Origin of the sequence: Rhizobium sp. NFR07 (assembly GCF_900111905.1) — a bacterium.
Lineage (GTDB): Bacteria > Pseudomonadota > Alphaproteobacteria > Rhizobiales > Rhizobiaceae > Neorhizobium.
The window spans coordinates 16,430-33,447 of sequence record NZ_FOKM01000027.1; the positions used below are offsets into that span (position 1 = coordinate 16,430).

Here is a 17,018-nt window from a genome sequence, read left to right on the forward strand (position 1 = left end):
TCAATGCCGAGACGGTGGACGTGACGGGTGCCGAAAGCGTCGGACGCTGGCGCGAGCTGATCGGGTGGATGCCGACGGGTGGGATGCGCTCGATATCCCGACGGACGAGCCGCAGGAGCGTTACCCGATCGAGGTGATGGCGGGCGATGCGGTGAGGCGGTGCGTCGAGGTCGACACGCCTGCCTTCACCTATTCAAGCGTCGATCAACTGACCGATTCCGGTGCCCTTCCGCACGTCCTGGACCTGCGGGTGAGGCAGATGGGACGCAGCGTGCCGTTCGGCATTCCGGCAGGGGCAGCGATCAATCCTTGATAGCATGGAAATGAGCGAATGGATGAGCATATCGCAGCAAGTGAGATGGATGGGGCAAAGGTCTGGCATCAGTCGAAGACGGTCTGGGGCGCGCTGATCGCCGTCCGTGCATCGATCCCGCAAGGTCTCGGGCGTGGATTTCGGTGCGGACGAACAGGGGCAGCTGGCGGATATCGCAGTAACGCTCGCAGGCGCCGTGGGCGGGCTTCCGGCACGCTATGGACGCCTCGTCACCACGTCCGTGATCGGTGGACAATCGAGGAGTTAACGTAAGCATTACAGAGCATTCATTTGCCATTCAGCCGGGTTTCATTACATAGTCCATCACATGCTTCGGGCATGATCTTGTTGGTCTATTGAGTGGAAGCAGGAATATGGCGCGACTGCCGATCATCGCGATTTTGGCTGCCGGAACAGCGTTCTCGACGCTGCCGCCGACATCGCCCGCGGTTGCTCGCGACTACCTCATTCTGGTCGCCGGCGACTGCGGCACGGCCGCCTCGCGGGTCGTGCGCGAGACGGGTGGACAGCTCCTCTCTGCCCAGCCTTCTTCCGACGGCCAGACCTGCATCGTTACCGTGCTCGTGCAGGGCAATGGCGAGCGGCCGCGCAAGGTTACCGTCCGTGTTCCCATGTGATAAGCCGGCCCATGTGATAAGCCAGGGCGCTCGCAAGCACAGCAGATAAGGGACGGTTCATGCGCATTCTCGTGGTCGAAGACGACGTCAATCTCAATCGCCAGCTTTCCGACGCGTTGAAGGAAGCCGGATACGTCGTCGACACCGCTTTCGACGGCGAGGAAGGTCACTTCCTCGGCGATACCGAACCCTATGACGCCGTGGTTCTCGATATCGGTCTGCCGGAAATGGACGGAATCACCGTCGTCGAGAAATGGCGCAGCAACGGCAAGGGCATGCCCGTGCTGATGCTGACTGCCCGCGATCGCTGGAGCGACAAGGTTGCCGGCATCGACGCCGGTGCCGATGACTATGTCGCCAAGCCGTTCCATGTCGAAGAGGTTCTGGCGCGCGTTCGTGCGCTGATCCGCCGTGCCGCCGGTCACTCATCCTCTGAAATCGTCTGCGGCCCGGTGCGGCTGGATACCAAGGCATCCAAGGCGACCGTCGATGGCGTGGCGCTGAAGCTTACCTCGCACGAATTTCGCCTTCTTTCCTATCTCATGCATCACATGGGCGAGGTCGTGTCGCGCACCGAGCTCGTCGAGCATATGTACGACCAGGATTTCGACCGTGATTCCAACACGATCGAAGTGTTTGTCGGGCGTCTGCGCAAGAAGCTCGGCGTCGACCTGATCGAGACGGTGCGTGGCCTCGGCTACCGGATGCAAGCGCCGGCCGATGCCCGCTGACGCTTACCCCAAGGAGCAGCAATGGGGGGAGTAAGATCACTTACGGCGCGCGTTCTGTTGCTGGCGACGGCGTGGTCGGCCGTGGCATTGGTGGTGATCGCGATCGTCATCTCGGCTCTCTACCGGCAGTCGGCCGAACGGGCCTTCACGGACCTTCTGCGCGCGCAGCTCTACAACGTCATCAACTCGATGACGATCGGGGAGGACAACAAGCTTTCCGGCAACCCGCAGCTCGGCGACCTGCGCTTCTCGCAGCCCGAGACCGGCTGGTACTGGATCATCGAGCCGCTCGGCACGTTTGCGGCGAGCCCGATCTCGTCCTCCTCGCTCGGCACCTCCAATATCAAGGTACCGACGATCCTGAGCGTGCCCTTCAACAATCGCTACGAGCGCTTCTACCAGACCTATGACGCCTTCGGAAACCATGTTCTGGTGGCTGAAACGGAAGTGGTTCTGGACGGCGAGGGCCGTGCGGCACGCTTCCGCGTATCGGGCAATCTCGCCGTCGTCGAGGACGACATCCAGAGCTTTTCCCGCAATCTCTACATCGCGCTCGTCATCTTCGGTGTCGGCAGTCTCGTGGTCAACGGCGCGGCGATCCTCTTCGGCCTGTTGCCGCTCAAGGGCGCGCGCCGGTCGCTCGAACGGGTGCGCCGGGGCGAGGTGGAACGGCTGGAAGGCCAGTTCCCACGCGAGATCATGCCGCTGGCCAACGACATCAATGCGCTGATCGAAAGCAACCGCCGCATCGTCGAGCGCGCGCGCATGCAGGTCGGCAATCTGGCCCATTCGCTGAAGACGCCGCTTGCGGTGCTGCTGAACGAGGCGCGCCTTGGCGAGAAGGTGCAATCCGATCTTGTTCGCTCGCAGGCGGAAGCCATGCAGAGCCAGGTCCAGTCCTACCTGAACCGTGCGCGCATCGCCGCCCAGCGCGAGTCCCTGCTGGCCCGCAGCGAGGTGGAGCCTGTTCTCGAGCGCCTGGTGCGCGTGATGCGCAGGCTCAATCCCGAACGCGAATTTCACCTGTCGGTCTCGCCGTCGACGCTGGCCATCGGCATGGAACAGCAGGACCTGGAGGAAACTGTCGGGAATCTTCTCGAGAACGCATCCCGTTTCTGCAAGACGGGCGTGAACGTCACCGCCACGCCCGCGGCCGCGCCGGAAGGGGCGGAGGGCGATGCCGCCCGCCGTGCCTGGGTGCTGCTTGTCGTTGAGGATGACGGCCCGGGGCTGGAACCGGAGCAGATTACCGAGGCGCTGAAGCGCGGCCGGCGGCTCGACGAGAGCAAGCCGGGCGCCGGTCTCGGGCTTTCGATCGTCACCGAGATCACCTCCGAATATCAGGGCGTGGTACGCCTGGACCGTGGCCCGCGCGGCGGTTTGAGGGCGACCCTGCTGCTGCCGGGCGTATTGAAAGACGGCACCTGACATGTGGCCGATAAGCAACGGCTAAAGAGTTGCTGTTATTCCGGCTGGACGGCTGCATCGCCTGCTATATCTTTGGGAGCCAGGGCGGACAGACAGGTTCTGAGACAGCAGCAGGAATGCAGCCGATCGGGGAAGGAGATTTCCCGAGCTTGTCGATGCCGCCCCGGCAGTCGATGGTTGACTGTCCGCCATGAAAAATTCAGCCGGAGACTGTTTCACAACCGATGCGATCCTCAAGATTTTCGACCGTGCTGTTGACCCTTTCCTGCCTTGCCGTCGTCTCCGGCTGCACGACGGCCTCCAACTCGTCCACGGCTTCTCGCGGGCTGCTGTCGCCCAAGCCTTCGTCCTCGGCCGCCTATATTACGGCCCTGCAGGGTGGGATCATCTCGCGCAGCGGCGCGGACCTGTCCTCCAGCGATCGTTCGCGCGCCTTGGAAGCGGAATACCGCGCCCTTGAAGCCGCCGCAGGTGGCCAGGCGATGAGCTGGAAGGGCGACAATGCCAGCGGCGAAGTGATCGCCAGCGCGCCCTACCAGGTCGGTGCCCAGAATTGCCGTCAGTATCGCCACACGGTCATGGTCGGTGGACGGGAACTGATGGCGCGGGGCGTGGCCTGCCGCAATACGGACGGCACCTGGACGCCGCTGACGTGATGCTCAAGCGGTGATCACGCGTATTTTGATGCAAATCATGGTCGCTTTTTCGGGCGCGGTCCATTAGAGCGGACGCAGGCCGCGGCCAAACGCTTCAAATTCACGTCAACTGCGGCCGGCTTGTTGGAATGTGACTGCCGTTGCAGTAATTGGCGAACATGGTTCTTTGGATACTCCTCGCGCTCCTGACCGCTGTGGTCGCGACGGCGCTTCTCTATCCGCTTTCCCGGCGTAGCGAGGCCCCGGCTTCCGACCACGCGGGCGAGGTCGAAGTCTATCGCGATCAGATGAAGGAACTTGATCGCGATCGCGCAGATGGCCTGATCAGTGATGGTGAGGCCGAATATGCGCGGGCAGAGATCGGACGGCGCCTGCTGGCTGCCGCCGGCAAGCCTGATGCGCAGGCGCGCGCAGGTGCCGGCCGCCTGACGAAATTCGCGATGGGCGCTGTCACGGTCGCGCCGCCCGCCATAGGGCTCTGTCTTTACATCATGCTGGGCAGCCCGGACATGCCCGATCAGCCGCTCGAAGCGCGACTGGAAAACCCCGGCAACGACCTGTCGCTGCTGGTGGCCAAGGCCGAGCGGCATCTGGCGCAGAGCCCGAATGACGGAGCGGGCTGGGATGTGCTGGCGCCGATCTATTTCCGCACTGCAAGGCTGGGCGATGCCGAGCTTGCCTATCGCAACGCCATCCGCCTGAGCGGCCCGACCGCTGCCCGTCTCTCCGGCCTCGGCGAGACGCTGGTGGCCGCCAGCGACGGGATCGTAACCGAGGACGCGCGTTCCGCCTTCGAGGAAGCCGTGCGGCTAGAGCCCGGCGACGTGCGGGCCCGCTTCTATGTCGGCCTCGGCCTCGAACAGGGCGGCCGTGCAGCGGAAGCAAGGGCCGTATTCGAGGAAATTGCCAAGGCATCGCCGCCCGAAGCGCCCTGGATGGGGCTGATCAACGAGCATATCGCCAAGAATGGCGGCGCAGCACCGTCTCCGGTAGCGCCCGCCGGCCCGCTGGCAACGGCGCCTGGCGCACCTCCGACGCTGGGTGGCCCGACCTCCGAGGACGTCGCGGCGGCAGAGGGCATGTCGCAGGGTGATCGGCAGGACATGATTCGCGGGATGGTTGACAGCCTTGCCGCGAAGCTCGAAAGCGATCCTAGGAATATCGAAGGCTGGCTGAGACTGGTAAGGTCCTACATGGTACTCGGCGACAAGGATAAGGCGCAGGTCGCTCTGAAGAGCGGGCTTGGCCACTTCCCGGCCGAAGGACAGGAGGGTAGGCAGCTCTTGGCGCTTGCCCAGGAAATGGGGCTGCCGGCCGATGGCGCAGCCCAGGAGGCGACGCCCTCGTCGGCGCCCCCGCTGGCACCCACGTCGACGCCCCAAGGAGCCACGCAATGACGCGCAAACAGAAACGGTTGGCGGTGATCGCGGGCGGGATGAGCTTCATCATCGTCGCCGTGTTCCTGGTGATGTTCGCCTTCTCGCAGTCGGTTGCCTATTTCTTCATGCCGGGTGATATCGCGACCGCCAACCTGCAGCCCGGAACCCGCATCCGTCTCGGCGGCCTTGTGGAAGAGGGCTCGGTGAAGCGCGGCCAGGGATCGACCGTGAGCTTCACAGTGACCGACGGCAAGGCGACGGTGCCGGTGAGCTATACCGGCATCCTGCCGGATCTTTTCCGCGAGGGGCAGGGTGTGGTGACGGAAGGCTCTTTCGACGCGGCCTCTAATGGCTTCGTGGCCGACAGCGTGCTTGCCAAGCATGACGAGAACTACATGCCGAAGGAAGTTGCCGACCGCCTGAAGAAGGACGGTGTGTGGGAAGACGGAACGGGCAAGGGCATGGCGCCGGCGAAGAACGGTCAGGCACCCCAAGCTGCGCCCAAGACGGATGAAAAGGGGCAGGTCGTGGGGAGTACCGCGCCATGATCGTCGAGTTCGGCCATTACGCGCTGGTCCTTGCACTGGCGACTGCGATCATCGTCTCGACCCTGCCGCTGATCGGCGTCAGACGGCGTGACGGGAACATGATGGCGCTGGCGACGACGGGGTCGATCGTCATGTTCGCGCTCGTGCTCCTGTCCTTCATGGCATTGACCTGGGCCTATGTCGTCTCCGACTTCTCGGTGAAGAACGTGTGGGAGAATTCCCACTCGCTGATGCCGCTGCTCTACAAATATTCCGGCGTCTGGGGCAATCACGAAGGCTCCATGCTGCTCTGGCTGCTGATCCTCGTGCTGTTCAGCGCGCTGGTGGCGCTCTTCGGGCGCAATCTGCCCGATACGCTGAAGGCGACCGTGCTGGCGGTGCAGGCGTGGATCTCGCTCGCTTTCATGCTGTTCATCCTGCTCACCTCCAACCCATTCCTGCGCCTTTCTCCGGCTCCGGCCGAGGGTGAGGACCTGAACCCGGTGCTGCAGGATTTCGGTCTCGCCCTCCATCCACCGCTTCTCTATCTCGGTTATGTCGGCTTCTCGGTCTGCTTCTCCTTTGCCGTTGCAGCATTGATCGAAGGCCGCATCGATGCGGCCTGGGCGCGCTGGGTACGCCCCTGGACGCTCGCCGCATGGACCTTCCTCACTGCCGGCATCGCCATGGGTTCCTACTGGGCTTATTACGAACTCGGCTGGGGCGGCTGGTGGTTCTGGGATCCGGTCGAAAACGCTTCCTTCATGCCCTGGCTTGCCGGCACGGCGCTGCTGCACTCGGCGCTGGTGATGGAAAAGCGCGAGGCGCTGAAGATCTGGACCGTGCTTCTGGCGATCATGACCTTCTCGCTGTCGCTGCTCGGCACCTTCCTAGTTCGCTCCGGCGTGCTGACCTCGGTCCATGCCTTTGCCACCGATCCGTCGCGTGGCATCTTCATCCTTTGTATCCTGGCGATCTTCATCGGCGGTGCCTTCACGCTGTTTGCCTGGCGCGCGCCGACCCTGAAGGCGGGCGGCATTTTCGCGCCGATCTCGCGCGAAGGCGCGCTGGTGCTCAACAACCTGATCCTCACCGTCTGCACCGCCACCGTTCTGACCGGCACGCTCTATCCGCTGGTGCTTGAAACGCTGACCGGTGAAAAGATCTCTGTCGGTGCACCGTTCTTCAACATGACCTTCGGCCTGCTGATGCTGCCGCTGCTGATCGCCGTGCCGCTCGGCCCGATGTTGGCCTGGAAGCGTGGCGACCTTTATGGCGCGCTGCAGCGGCTCTGGGCGTTTGCGGGCCTGGCGCTGCTTGCCGGTCTGGCGCTCTGGTACATGCGCAATGGCGGTCCGGTCATGGCCGTCTTCGGCCTGGCGCTCGGCTGCTGGGGCATGCTCGGCGCAGTCGCAGATCTCTGGTATCGCGGCAATTTCGGCAAGGTGCCGGTGAAGACCTCGATCTCGCGCCTGAAGGGATTGCCGCGTTCCGCCTGGGGCACGGCGATCGCCCATTTCGGCCTCGGGGTGACGGTGATCGGCATTGTTGCCGCGTCTGCGTTCAGCACCGAGACGGTGGTCGAGATGAAGCAGGGCCAGACCGCGGAGGCCGGCGGCTATTCGCTGACTTTCGACGGCTTCCGCGAGGCGATCGGCCCGAACTATACCGAGGATCGCGGTCACTTCACTGTCCGCAGGGGCGGTGCGACGGTCGACGACGTCTGGTCGTCGAAGCGGCTCTATACGGCGCGGCGCATGCCGACGACGGAGGCGGGCATCCTGACCTTCGGTCTCAGCCAGCTCTATGTATCCCTCGGCGACCCGATGGATGGCGGCGGCATCGTCGTGCGCATCTGGTGGAAGCCGCTGATCGTCTGCATCTGGGGCGGTGCTCTGATCATGATGATCGGCGGGTTCGTGTCACTGTCGGATCGCAGGCTGCGGGTCGGGGCACCGAGCCGCAAGGCGAAGCTGGTCAAGGCGAGCAAGCCTGTAATGGAGCCGGCGGAATGAAGGTCGCGCACCTCTTTCCCTCATTCCTGTGCTTGTCAAAGGAATCCAGCGCGCCCAAGTCCTTGGGCGCAGAAAGCTCCTTCGGCACAGTGAGTTCTTTCACGGCGCAGACGCCCCGTGGCTGGATTCCTGTGACAAGCACAGGAATGAGGGGACGAGAGGTTCGGCGCCTTGTCTCCAAATTCCTTCTAGCGGTGTTCCTCCTGCTCACCCCCATCAACGCCTTCGCCGTCAATCCCGACGAAGTGCTGAAAGACGCTGCGCTCGAGCATCGGGCGCGGCAGATTTCCGCGCAGCTGCGCTGCATGGTCTGTCAGAACCAGTCGATCGACGATTCGAATGCCGAGCTTGCCAAGGACCTGCGCGTGCTGGTGCGCGAGCGCCTGACGAATGGGGATACGGACGCTGAGGTGAGGGACTATGTCGTCTCGCGCTACGGGGAGTTCGTGCTGCTCAATCCGCGGCTGAGCATAAAGACGGTCATCCTGTGGGCCATGCCGATCGGGCTGATCGTCGTCGGCATTTTTGCCGTTTTCGTTTTCGTCCTGAGCCGCCCGAGCCGCCGTCCCGCCGAGGCACTGAGCGCCGAGGAAAAGGCCCGGATCGACGAGTTGCTGAAGCGCTGAACGGCTCGTCGCGCCGCCGAACATTTCCAAATATTACGAACATTTCATGCTCTAGCCACCTGCAGTTAAGGTGACGGCTCCTATATCTTGGTCATCAAACGACGCCGGACGATCCGGCCAGATTGAGTGACGAAGAGAAGAAGGTAGCTTTCCCTATGAGCACAATTGGACGTCCCTCCCTCAAGACAGTGCTGAAGACTTCGACCGTTGCCGGCCTCGCGGCCGTCATGCTTTCGACCGGTATTCCGGCCCAGATCACGTCGTCCTTCGCCGCGCCGGTTGCCGTAACCGCGCCGCAGGCACCGAGCTTCGCGGATGTCGTATCCGCCGTTTCCCCCGCCGTCGTCTCCGTGCGCGTCCAGTCCGACGCCCAGCCGGTTTCCGATGACAGCGGCAGCAATTTCTCCTTCAACTTCGGCGGTCGCGGTTTTGATGAGCTGCCGGACGATCATCCGCTGAAGCGCTTCTTCAAGGAGTTCGGCGGCCAGATGCCGGGCGGCCCCAATGGCGGACCCGGGGGCCGCAACCAGGATCGCGCCGATCGCGGCGGTCCTCGTCCGCACCATCTGCGCCCGACCGCGCAGGGCTCCGGCTTCTTCATTTCCGAAGACGGTTACGTCGTGACCAACAACCACGTCGTGTCCGACGGCCAGGCCTTCACCGTCGTCCTGAATGACGGGACCGAGCTTGACGCCAAGCTGGTCGGCAAGGATAGCCGTACCGACCTCGCCGTTCTGAAGGTCGATGCCACGAGCCGCAAGTTCACTTATGTCGACTTTGCCGATGATGCGAAGGTTCGCGTCGGTGACTGGGTCGTCGCCGTCGGCAACCCGTTCGGCCTCGGCGGCACGGTGACTGCCGGTATCGTTTCGGCCCGCGGCCGCGACATCGGCTCCGGCCCCTATGACGACTACATCCAGGTCGACGCTGCGGTGAACCGCGGCAACTCGGGTGGCCCGACCTTCAACCTCGAAGGCAAGGTCGTCGGCATCAACACTGCGATCTTCTCGCCGTCGGGCGGCAACGTGGGCATCGCCTTCGCGATCCCTGCCTCCACCGCCAAGGACGTCATTGCCGACCTGATGAAGGACGGCAAGGTCGAGCGCGGTTGGCTTGGCGTGCAGATCCAGCCGGTCACCCAGGACATTGCCGACTCGCTCGGCCTGAAGGATGCGTCCGGCGCACTCGTCGTAGCTCCTCAGGAAGGTTCGCCTGGCCAGAAGGCCGGCATCAAGCAGGGCGACATCATCCGCTCCGTCAATGGCCAGCCGATCAAGGACGCCCGTGATCTGGCCCGCCGCGTTGCCGCCTTCGGCCCCAACACCAAGGTCGATGTCGACCTGTGGCGCGACGGCAAGGAACAGACCCTGCCAGTCATGCTCGGCAACATGGCAAGTGATGAAGCTGCCTCCGCCGATACCGAACAGCCGGACGATCCGGCTCCGGCCAGCGAACAGGCTCTCGCAAGCCTCGGCATCACGGTTGCTCCCGCCGAGGACGGTTCAGGCCTTGCTGTGACCGATGTCGATCCGGACTCTGAAGCCGCCGCCCGCGGCTTGAAGAACGGTGAAAAGATCCTCTCGGTCAACAACAAGAAGGTCGAATCCGCTGCTGATGTCGGCAAGGTTCTGGACCAGGCCAAAAAGGACGGCCGCACCCGCGCGCTCTTCCAGGTCGAGGCCAACGGTTCCAGCCGCTTCGTCGCCCTGCCGATCGAACAGGGCTGATCCCGAGCGGTTGATCCCCAACCATCCGAGTGATCTTGGCGGGGGTGGCACCTCCAGGCCCGACCGCCGAGATCCACACCGAAGAGGGGCGCCGCCGGCAACGTCGGCGCCCCTTCGCGTAGATGGAGTTTTCCGATGCAGACCCTGATACAAGCCTCGACCCAAGCCCCGGCCCAAGCCATGTCCCCACAATCCACCGCCTCAAGCGATTCCGATGGTGCAAAAGTCTCCGGCGACGCTATTGTCCCGCACATGAAGATTCTGGTTATCGAAGACGATCTCGAGGCGGCAGCCTACATGACCAAGGCCTTTCGCGAGGTCGGCATCATCGTCGACCATGCGAGCGACGGCGAAAGCGGCCTGTTCATGGCGAGCGAGAATTCCTACGACGTGATGGTCATCGACCGCATGCTGCCGCGCCGCGACGGGATTTCCGTCATCAGCGAGCTGCGCAAGCGCGGCGTCAACACGCCGGTGCTGATCCTGTCGGCGCTCGGTCAGGTGGACGACCGGGTGGCGGGCCTGCGCGCCGGCGGCGACGATTACCTGCCGAAGCCCTATGCCTTTTCCGAGCTTCTCGCCCGCGTCGAAGTGCTCGGCCGCCGCAAGGGCACGCCCGAGCAGGACATGGTCTACCGTGTCGGCGATCTCGAGCTCGACCGGCTGTCCCACGAGGTGAAGCGCGCCGGCAAGGACGTGCTGCTGCAGCCGCGCGAATTCCGCCTGCTCGAATATCTGATGAAGAATGCCGGTCAGGTGGTGACCCGCACCATGCTGCTCGAAAACGTCTGGGACTATCACTTCGACCCGCAGACCAACGTCATCGATGTGCATGTGTCGCGCCTGCGGTCCAAGATCGAGAAGGACTTCGACAAGCCGCTGCTGAAGACCATTCGCGGCGCCGGCTACATGATCAAGGACGAGGGATAAGCTCCGAATGCCCTCCCGCATTATCCAGCGGTCCCGCCTCATGTTCCGTTCCACGGCCGTGAGGCTGTCGGCGCTCTATATTCTTCTCTTTGCCATCTGCGCCGCCTTCCTGGTCTTCTACGTCACCGCGCTCTCCGAAAAGACGCTGGTGCAGCAGACGCGCCAGACGATCCAGGAGGAAGTGGAGGATATCCAGCGCGCCTATAATCGTGGCGGCGTCAATCTTCTGCTGCGCATCATGGAGCGCCGTGCCCGCCAGCCGGGTGCGAACCTCTATGTCATCGCCGGACCCAATGGCGAGCTGCTGGCAGGTAACGTCGCCTCCGTCCAGCCGGGCGTGCTCGATCGGCAGGGTTGGACGGACATGCCCTTCGTCTACGAACCCTATGCCGAGGTCGGCGGCCCGCGCAAGCACCTCGCCATCGCCAACGTGCTCCAGTTCGAAAACGGCCTGCGTGTGATGGTCGGCCGCGATCTCGGCGATCCGAGCCGCTTCCGCTACATCGTCCGCCAGGCACTGATGGTGGCGCTGGCGATCATGGGTCTCGGCGCGCTCATCATCTGGTTCGGCATCGGCCGCAACGCGCTCAAACGCATCGACCGCATGTCTGCGGCAAGCCAGAAGATCATGGCCGGCGATCTCTCGCAGCGCCTCCCGGTTGGCCGATCCGGTGACGAATTCGATCGTTTGTCCAGTTCGCTCAATGCGATGCTCGGCCGCATCGAAAAGCTGAACGAGGGCCTGCGGCAGGTTTCCGACAACATCGCCCATGACCTGAAGACGCCGCTGACGCGGCTGCGCAACAAGGCCGCCGATGCGCTCGGCGAAGACAGGGAAGAGGTGCGCAAGGCAGCGCTAGAGGGGATCATCGGTGAATCCGACCAGCTGATCCGTACCTTCAACGCGTTGCTGATGATCTCCCGTGTCGAGGCGGGATCGATCGCTGCCGAAATGTCGAGCGTAGATTTGTCAGCGGTCTCCGCCGATAGCGCCGAACTTTATGAGCCGGTGGCCGAGGAGGCCGGGATTTCGCTGGTGACCGAGATCGAGCCCGGCATTGCCGTCAACGGCAACCGCGAACTCATCGGCCAGGCAATATTCAATCTCTTGGACAATGCGATCAAATATGCCGGCGAGGGGAGCGATAGGCCTGTCATCAAGGTCAAGCTCTTCTCGGCCGCCGGCGAGGTGAGGCTCGCGGTCTCGGACAATGGTCCGGGCGTTCCCGCTGACAAGCGCGGCGAGGTGACCAAGCGCTTCTTCCGTCTCGATGCCAGCCGGTCTAAGCCAGGCACCGGGTTGGGGCTCTCGCTTGTCGAGGCGGTGATGGAGTTGCATGGCGGCAGGCTGGAACTGTCCGCCACCGACGAGGCCAACAGCGAGACGCCGGGCCTGACGGTGACGATGGTGTTCCCGGTGGTGAAGGCGTAACGCCTCACACCAGCGGCGGCGCCAGGTTCATCAGCAGCACCATGACTAATCCGACGGCAGAGACGATCGACTGGATGATAGAGATCGTAGCCGTCGCTTCGCCCATGCTCATGCCGAAGGATTCCTTCACCAGCCAGAAGCCGGCGTGGTTGGCATAGTTGAAGAACAGCGATCCGCAGCCGACCGACAGCGCCAGAAGCGAGGCGTTGAGCGACGGGTCGGCGGCGACGAGCGGTGCGAGCAGTCCCGATGCGCCGACAATGCCGACGGTTGCCGAGCCGGTGGAGACTGAGAGCAGCATCGAGATGATCCAGCCGAGCAGCAGTGGCGAGAGCGAGAACTGCTGGCTCAGGTGCATGATCGCCTCGCCGACCTTGGCATCGCCGAGCACGTGCTGGAAAGCACCGCCGCCGGCGATGATCAGGAGCACATTGGCGATCGGCTTGACGCTGGCGGAGAGGGACGAGCGGAGATGCTCGCTGCTGCCGCCGCGCGCATAGATTAGGGTGCAGGCGGCAAACAGCACGCCGATCAGCATGGCGATGCCCGGATCGCCGAGGAAGTCGGTGGTCGACAGGATTGCCGAGCCTTCCGGCAGGAGCAGTTCGGCGATCGCGTGGAAGAGCATGAGAAGTGCGGGCAGAAGCGCGGTCAGCAAACTGAGGCCAAGGCCGGGCGGTGCCTGATCCGTGGACAGGCCGTTTTCGGTGTCTTCCGAAAACTGGTCGATGAGGCTCTGGTCCGGCTTGACCGTCAGGCGCGGCGTGATGATCGCGCCGTAGATGGGGCCGCCAATGATGATCGCCGGGATGGCGGCGATGAAGCCGTAGAGCATCGTCGCGCCGATATTGGCATTGAGCGAGGCGATTGCCGTCAATGGGCCGGGATGCGGCGGGACCATACCATGCATCGAGGCGAGTGCCGCGATGACTGGCACGCCGACATAGACATAGGCCGAGCCCTTGATGCTCTTGGTCGCGTCGAGCTTGCGCGCGACACTGAAGATCAGCGGCAGGAGCACGACAAGGCCGACTTCGAAGAACATCGGGATGCCGATGATGAAGGCCGCGCCGGCCATCGCCCAGGGCAGGAGGCGGGTCGAGGTCCTTGAGATGATAAGATTGGAAATGCTGTCAGTCACGCCGCCTGCGGCCAGAATCCTGCCGAGCATGGCGCCGAGTGCGACCACGAGGCCGACCGCGCCGAGCGTATGCCCGGCACCCGTTTCGATCGACTTGATCAGCTTGTCGCCCGGCATGCCGGCAACGAGGCCGACGGCGATCGAGGTGATGATCAGCGCCAGAAGCGGGTGCAGCCTGATGCGCGAAACAATCAAGACGACGAGGAAGACCACGCCGCCGACGGCGGTCGCGAGAAGGGCGATATCGGACGAACTCATTTTCTCTCCCGAGTGACAGGACGCGGGAGCGCAGGCAGCCTGGTGACTCCATTCACCGCAATTGCTGGACGCGGCCCGCGCGGGGCTGGAGCGCGAATGGCTCCAAAAAGGATAGGACCCCGATTAGATTCGCTCGACTGACCCTCCGCAATCGTTCGTGGGTTGTGGTTTCCCGCATTCTCGTTTGTCTTCCCGCGCTTCGCAAACTAGAAGCTGTGTAAGGGAGAAAACGGATGGAAAAGGCAAGGCGGCTCGATGCCGTGGCGGCGGATGTGATCCGGCCGCTGAACCAGACGGAAGCCAAGGCGGCGCTCGGCGTCCTCAAGGACATTGCCAAGTCTGAGCCCGCCGTCGCCGAAGCCCTGAAGCGGGACGGAGCGCTCAAGGCCTTTCTCGTCGCGGCATTTTCGCTGTCGCCCTATCTGCGCGATACCGCCGTCGTCTTCCCGAAGTTCTTGGCCGACGCGATAACCCGGCCGATCGAGCCGACCCTTTCGGCGCTGACCGAGACCGCCCGCAATGCCTGGCAGCCGGTTGGTGATGCGGTCCCGTCCGAAAACGAGGTGATGACGGCGCTGCGAATAGCAAAGCGCGCCCTGAGCTTCATCGTTGCCTTGGCAGACCTTGCCCGCATCTTCACCGCCAAGGAGACGACGCGCTGGCTGAGTGACTTCGCCGAGGCCTCCGTTGCCGCGGCGATTGATCATCTTCTGCTGTCCGCCCACAATAGCGGCAAGCTGAAGCTCGCCGACCCGAGCGAGCCGAGCCGCGGTTCGGGCCTGATCGTGCTCGGCATGGGTAAGCTCGGCGGCCGCGAGCTGAACTATTCCTCCGATATCGACATCGTCGTCTTCTACGATCCGGAATCGGGTGTTCTCGACGATCCGCTGGATGCGTCTGAGACGTATGGCCGGATGATGCGCCGCCTGATCCGCATCCTGCAGGATCGCACGGCCGACGGTTATGTCTTCCGCACAGACCTCAGGCTGCGGCCCGATCCGGGCTCGACGCCGCTTGCCGTCTCCCTCGACGCGGCGCTGATCTATTACGAGGGCAGGGGGCAGAACTGGGAACGCGCCGCCTATATCAAGGCGCGGCCGGTGGCAGGCGATATCCCGGCCGGGGAGAATTTCCTCAAGCTTCTGACGCCCTTCGTTTTCCGCAAATATCTAGACTATGCGGCGATCGCCGACATTCATTCGATCAAGCGGCAGATCCATGTTCACAAGGGGCATGGTGCGATCGCGGTGAAGGGTCATGACGTGAAGCTCGGCCGCGGTGGCATCCGCGAGATCGAGTTCTTCGCCCAGACCCAGCAACTGATCGCTGGTGGCCGGATGCCGCCACTCCGGACCCGCGAGACGGAAGTGGCACTGCAGGCGCTGGCCGATGCCAAGTGGATCAAGCCCGAAATAGCGACCGCGTTGACCGAGGGCTACTGGTTCCTGCGCGATGTCGAGCACCGCATCCAGATGGTGCATGACGAACAGACGCATAAACTGCCGGACAGTGACGCTGAGTTGAAGCGTATCGCCTTTATGCTGGGCTATGCCGATGTCGCCGCTTTCTCCTCCCGGCTTGAGGCCGTGCTGAAGACGGTTGAGCGGCGTTACTCGCGGCTTTTCGAGCAGGAAGAGCGGTTGTCGGGCGGAGAAGGCAATCTCGTCTTCACCGGCCAGAAGGACGATCCCGACACATTGAAGACATTGGCCGAATTCGGCTTCGAACGCCCGGCCGACATGTCGCGGATGATCCGCACCTGGCATTCCGGCCGCTACCGGGCGACGCATTCGGTCGAGGCGCGCGAGCGGCTGACGGAGATGATGCCGGCGCTGCTGAAGGCGTTCGGTGAGAGCCGGCGGGCGGACGAGGCGCTCCTGCGTTTCGACAGTTTCCTCAAGGCGCTGCCGGCCGGCATCCAGCTTTTCTCGCTCATCGGCAACAACCCGCCGCTTCTCTCCCTCATCGTCACGATCATGGCGTCCGCGCCGCGGCTCGCCGATATCGTCGCTTCCAAGCCGCATGTTTTTGACGGTATGCTGGACCCTGGCCTGATGGCGGAAATTCCGACACGGGACTATCTGGCAAGGCGGCTGGATACGTTTCTGTCCGGATCGCGCCATTACGAGGACCGCCTCGACCGGCTGCGAATCTTCGCCGCCGAGCAGCGTTTCCTCATCGGCATTCGCCTTCTGACCGGGGCGATCTCCGGCGACGATGCCGGCCGTGCCTTCACCGATCTCGCCGACCTGCTGATCGATGCGGCGCTGAAAGCGGTGCTCGCCGAGATCGAGGCTGCGCATGGGCAATATTCCGGCGGGCGTGTCGCGGTGATGGGCATGGGCAAGCTCGGTTCCTTCGAGCTGACGGCGGGCTCGGATGTCGATCTCATCCTTCTCTACGACTATGACAGCGAGGCACTGGAAAGCGACGGGCCGAAACCGCTCGATGCGCAGCGCTATTTCACCCGCGTCACGCAACGGCTGATCGCCGCGCTCTCAGCTCCCATGGCGGAGGGCGTGATCTTCGAGGTGGACCTTCGCCTGCGCCCCTCCGGCAACAAGGGGCCGGTCGCAACCCGCATCAATGCCTTCGGCAAGTACCAGCGGGAAGAAGCGTGGACCTGGGAGCACATGGCGCTGACGAGGGCACGGCTCGTCTGCGGAGATGAGAGCCTTGTCGGCGAGGCGAGGGAGATCATTGCGGAAATTCTGTCGGCTAAACGCGACGTCGGGAAGATTGGCAAGGAAGTCACCGAGATGCGGGCGCTGATCGAGACGGAAAAGCCGCCGCGCGACAGCTGGGACCTGAAGCTCATTCCCGGCGGGTTGGTGGATATCGAGTTCATTGCTCAGTATTTGCGGCTCGTGGCGCCGGCGAAAGGTATCGCCGCTGAAACCTATGGGTTTTCGACCGAGGAGGCGCTGAAGGCAATGGGCACGGACCTGCTGCCGCCTGCCGATCTCGACACCTGCCTTGAGGCACTGCGCCTCTTCACTGAACTCTCCCAGATCATCCGGCTCTGCGTCGAAGGAGCCTTCGATGCCGAGGATGCGCCGGCAGGACTGGTCGAGCGCATCTGCCGGGCAGGCGACTGCCCGGATCTCGGCACGCTGGAGGGGGAAGTGAGGCGGCTGTCAGAAGAGGTTCGTGAAGTGTTCGGACGGGTTGTGAAACTATAATCAGCGGCTGAGGAGCTTATCAGCGTGACTAGCCT

Annotated in this window: 15 protein-coding genes; 14 read left to right on the forward strand and 1 reads right to left on the reverse strand. The window is 63.5% G+C overall.

Annotation, left to right across the window (positions count from 1 at the left end; genetic code table 11):
* The first annotated feature begins 64 nt into the window (after positions 1 to 64).
* From BM216_RS32240 to BM216_RS32300, 13 genes are all read left to right on the forward strand, one after another.
* Positions 65 to 313, forward strand: coding sequence for a hypothetical protein (locus BM216_RS32240; protein WP_093004329.1), 249 nt, complete (start codon positions 65 to 67; stop codon positions 311 to 313).
* Between the two features lie 133 nt (positions 314 to 446).
* Positions 447 to 581 carry a hypothetical protein gene (locus BM216_RS35245; protein WP_348272033.1) on the forward strand — a complete coding sequence of 45 codons (135 nt, stop codon included), beginning with the start codon at positions 447 to 449 and terminating at the stop codon, positions 579 to 581.
* 106 nt (positions 582 to 687) lie between these two features.
* On the forward strand, positions 688 to 951 hold the full coding sequence (locus tag BM216_RS32250; RefSeq protein WP_093004331.1) for a hypothetical protein: 264 nt from the start codon (positions 688 to 690) through the stop codon (positions 949 to 951).
* 59 nt (positions 952 to 1,010) lie between these two features.
* Positions 1,011 to 1,682 (forward strand): response regulator transcription factor, encoded by a 672-nt coding sequence (locus BM216_RS32255; protein ID WP_093004333.1) that lies wholly within the window; start codon positions 1,011 to 1,013, stop codon positions 1,680 to 1,682.
* 21 nt (positions 1,683 to 1,703) lie between these two features.
* Positions 1,704 to 3,110: an ATP-binding protein gene (locus tag BM216_RS32260; protein ID WP_093004335.1), complete on the forward strand. Its 1,407-nt coding sequence runs from the start codon at positions 1,704 to 1,706 to the stop codon at positions 3,108 to 3,110.
* Between the two features lie 224 nt (positions 3,111 to 3,334).
* A complete protein-coding gene (locus BM216_RS32265) occupies positions 3,335 to 3,766 on the forward strand; it encodes a hypothetical protein (protein ID WP_093004337.1) in 432 nt (143 codons plus the stop codon).
* 158 nt (positions 3,767 to 3,924) lie between these two features.
* On the forward strand, positions 3,925 to 5,163 hold the full coding sequence (ccmI, locus tag BM216_RS32270) for a c-type cytochrome biogenesis protein CcmI (protein WP_093004339.1): 1,239 nt from the start codon (positions 3,925 to 3,927) through the stop codon (positions 5,161 to 5,163).
* Entirely contained in the window at positions 5,160 to 5,693 is a 534-nt protein-coding gene (gene ccmE / locus BM216_RS32275; RefSeq protein ID WP_093004341.1) for a cytochrome c maturation protein CcmE, read from the forward strand. Before ccmI ends, ccmE begins: the two co-directional genes overlap by 4 nt.
* Positions 5,690 to 7,687, forward strand: coding sequence for a heme lyase CcmF/NrfE family subunit (locus BM216_RS32280; protein WP_093004343.1), 1,998 nt, complete (start codon positions 5,690 to 5,692; stop codon positions 7,685 to 7,687). Before ccmE ends, BM216_RS32280 begins: the two co-directional genes overlap by 4 nt.
* Positions 7,688 to 7,833: 146 nt before the next feature.
* Positions 7,834 to 8,313, forward strand: coding sequence for a cytochrome c-type biogenesis protein (locus tag BM216_RS32285; protein ID WP_244530457.1), 480 nt, complete (start codon positions 7,834 to 7,836; stop codon positions 8,311 to 8,313).
* A 155-nt stretch (positions 8,314 to 8,468) separates the two neighbouring features.
* The gene (locus BM216_RS32290; protein ID WP_093004347.1) at positions 8,469 to 10,040 is read left to right on the forward strand and encodes a Do family serine endopeptidase; all 1,572 of its coding nucleotides are present in this window, start codon (positions 8,469 to 8,471) and stop codon (positions 10,038 to 10,040) included.
* A gap of 252 nt (positions 10,041 to 10,292) precedes the next feature.
* Entirely contained in the window at positions 10,293 to 10,970 is a 678-nt protein-coding gene (locus tag BM216_RS32295; RefSeq protein ID WP_177231023.1) for a response regulator transcription factor, read from the forward strand.
* Between the two features lie 7 nt (positions 10,971 to 10,977).
* Entirely contained in the window at positions 10,978 to 12,402 is a 1,425-nt protein-coding gene (locus BM216_RS32300) for a sensor histidine kinase (RefSeq protein WP_177231021.1), read from the forward strand.
* Positions 12,403 to 12,406: 4 nt separating this feature from the next.
* Here BM216_RS32300 and BM216_RS32305 read toward each other — a convergent pair whose 3' ends face one another.
* Positions 12,407 to 13,801, reverse strand: coding sequence for a GntT/GntP/DsdX family permease (locus BM216_RS32305; RefSeq protein WP_093004349.1), 1,395 nt, complete (start codon positions 13,799 to 13,801; stop codon positions 12,407 to 12,409).
* Positions 13,802 to 14,034: 233 nt separating this feature from the next.
* Here BM216_RS32305 and BM216_RS32310 point away from each other — a divergent pair, with 233 nt between their 5' ends.
* Positions 14,035 to 16,983 (forward strand): bifunctional [glutamine synthetase] adenylyltransferase/[glutamine synthetase]-adenylyl-L-tyrosine phosphorylase, encoded by a 2,949-nt coding sequence (locus BM216_RS32310; protein ID WP_093004351.1) that lies wholly within the window; start codon positions 14,035 to 14,037, stop codon positions 16,981 to 16,983.
* The last annotated feature ends 35 nt before the right edge of the window (positions 16,984 to 17,018 follow it).

Coding starts and splice junctions, on each gene's coding strand:
- BM216_RS32250 (WP_093004331.1), top strand. CDS start 688: ATGGCGCGACTGCCGATCATCGCGATTTTGGCTGCCGGAACAGCGTTC.
- BM216_RS32255 (WP_093004333.1), top strand. CDS start 1,011: ATGCGCATTCTCGTGGTCGAAGACGACGTCAATCTCAATCGCCAGCTT.
- BM216_RS32260 (WP_093004335.1), top strand. CDS start 1,704: ATGGGGGGAGTAAGATCACTTACGGCGCGCGTTCTGTTGCTGGCGACG.
- BM216_RS32265 (WP_093004337.1), top strand. CDS start 3,335: ATGCGATCCTCAAGATTTTCGACCGTGCTGTTGACCCTTTCCTGCCTT.
- ccmI (WP_093004339.1), top strand. CDS start 3,925: ATGGTTCTTTGGATACTCCTCGCGCTCCTGACCGCTGTGGTCGCGACG.
- ccmE (WP_093004341.1), top strand. CDS start 5,160: ATGACGCGCAAACAGAAACGGTTGGCGGTGATCGCGGGCGGGATGAGC.
- BM216_RS32280 (WP_093004343.1), top strand. CDS start 5,690: ATGATCGTCGAGTTCGGCCATTACGCGCTGGTCCTTGCACTGGCGACT.
- BM216_RS32285 (WP_244530457.1), top strand. CDS start 7,834: ATGAGGGGACGAGAGGTTCGGCGCCTTGTCTCCAAATTCCTTCTAGCG.
- BM216_RS32290 (WP_093004347.1), top strand. CDS start 8,469: ATGAGCACAATTGGACGTCCCTCCCTCAAGACAGTGCTGAAGACTTCG.
- BM216_RS32295 (WP_177231023.1), top strand. CDS start 10,293: ATGAAGATTCTGGTTATCGAAGACGATCTCGAGGCGGCAGCCTACATG.
- BM216_RS32300 (WP_177231021.1), top strand. CDS start 10,978: ATGCCCTCCCGCATTATCCAGCGGTCCCGCCTCATGTTCCGTTCCACG.
- BM216_RS32305 (WP_093004349.1), bottom strand. CDS start 13,801: ATGAGTTCGTCCGATATCGCCCTTCTCGCGACCGCCGTCGGCGGCGTG.
- BM216_RS32310 (WP_093004351.1), top strand. CDS start 14,035: ATGGAAAAGGCAAGGCGGCTCGATGCCGTGGCGGCGGATGTGATCCGG.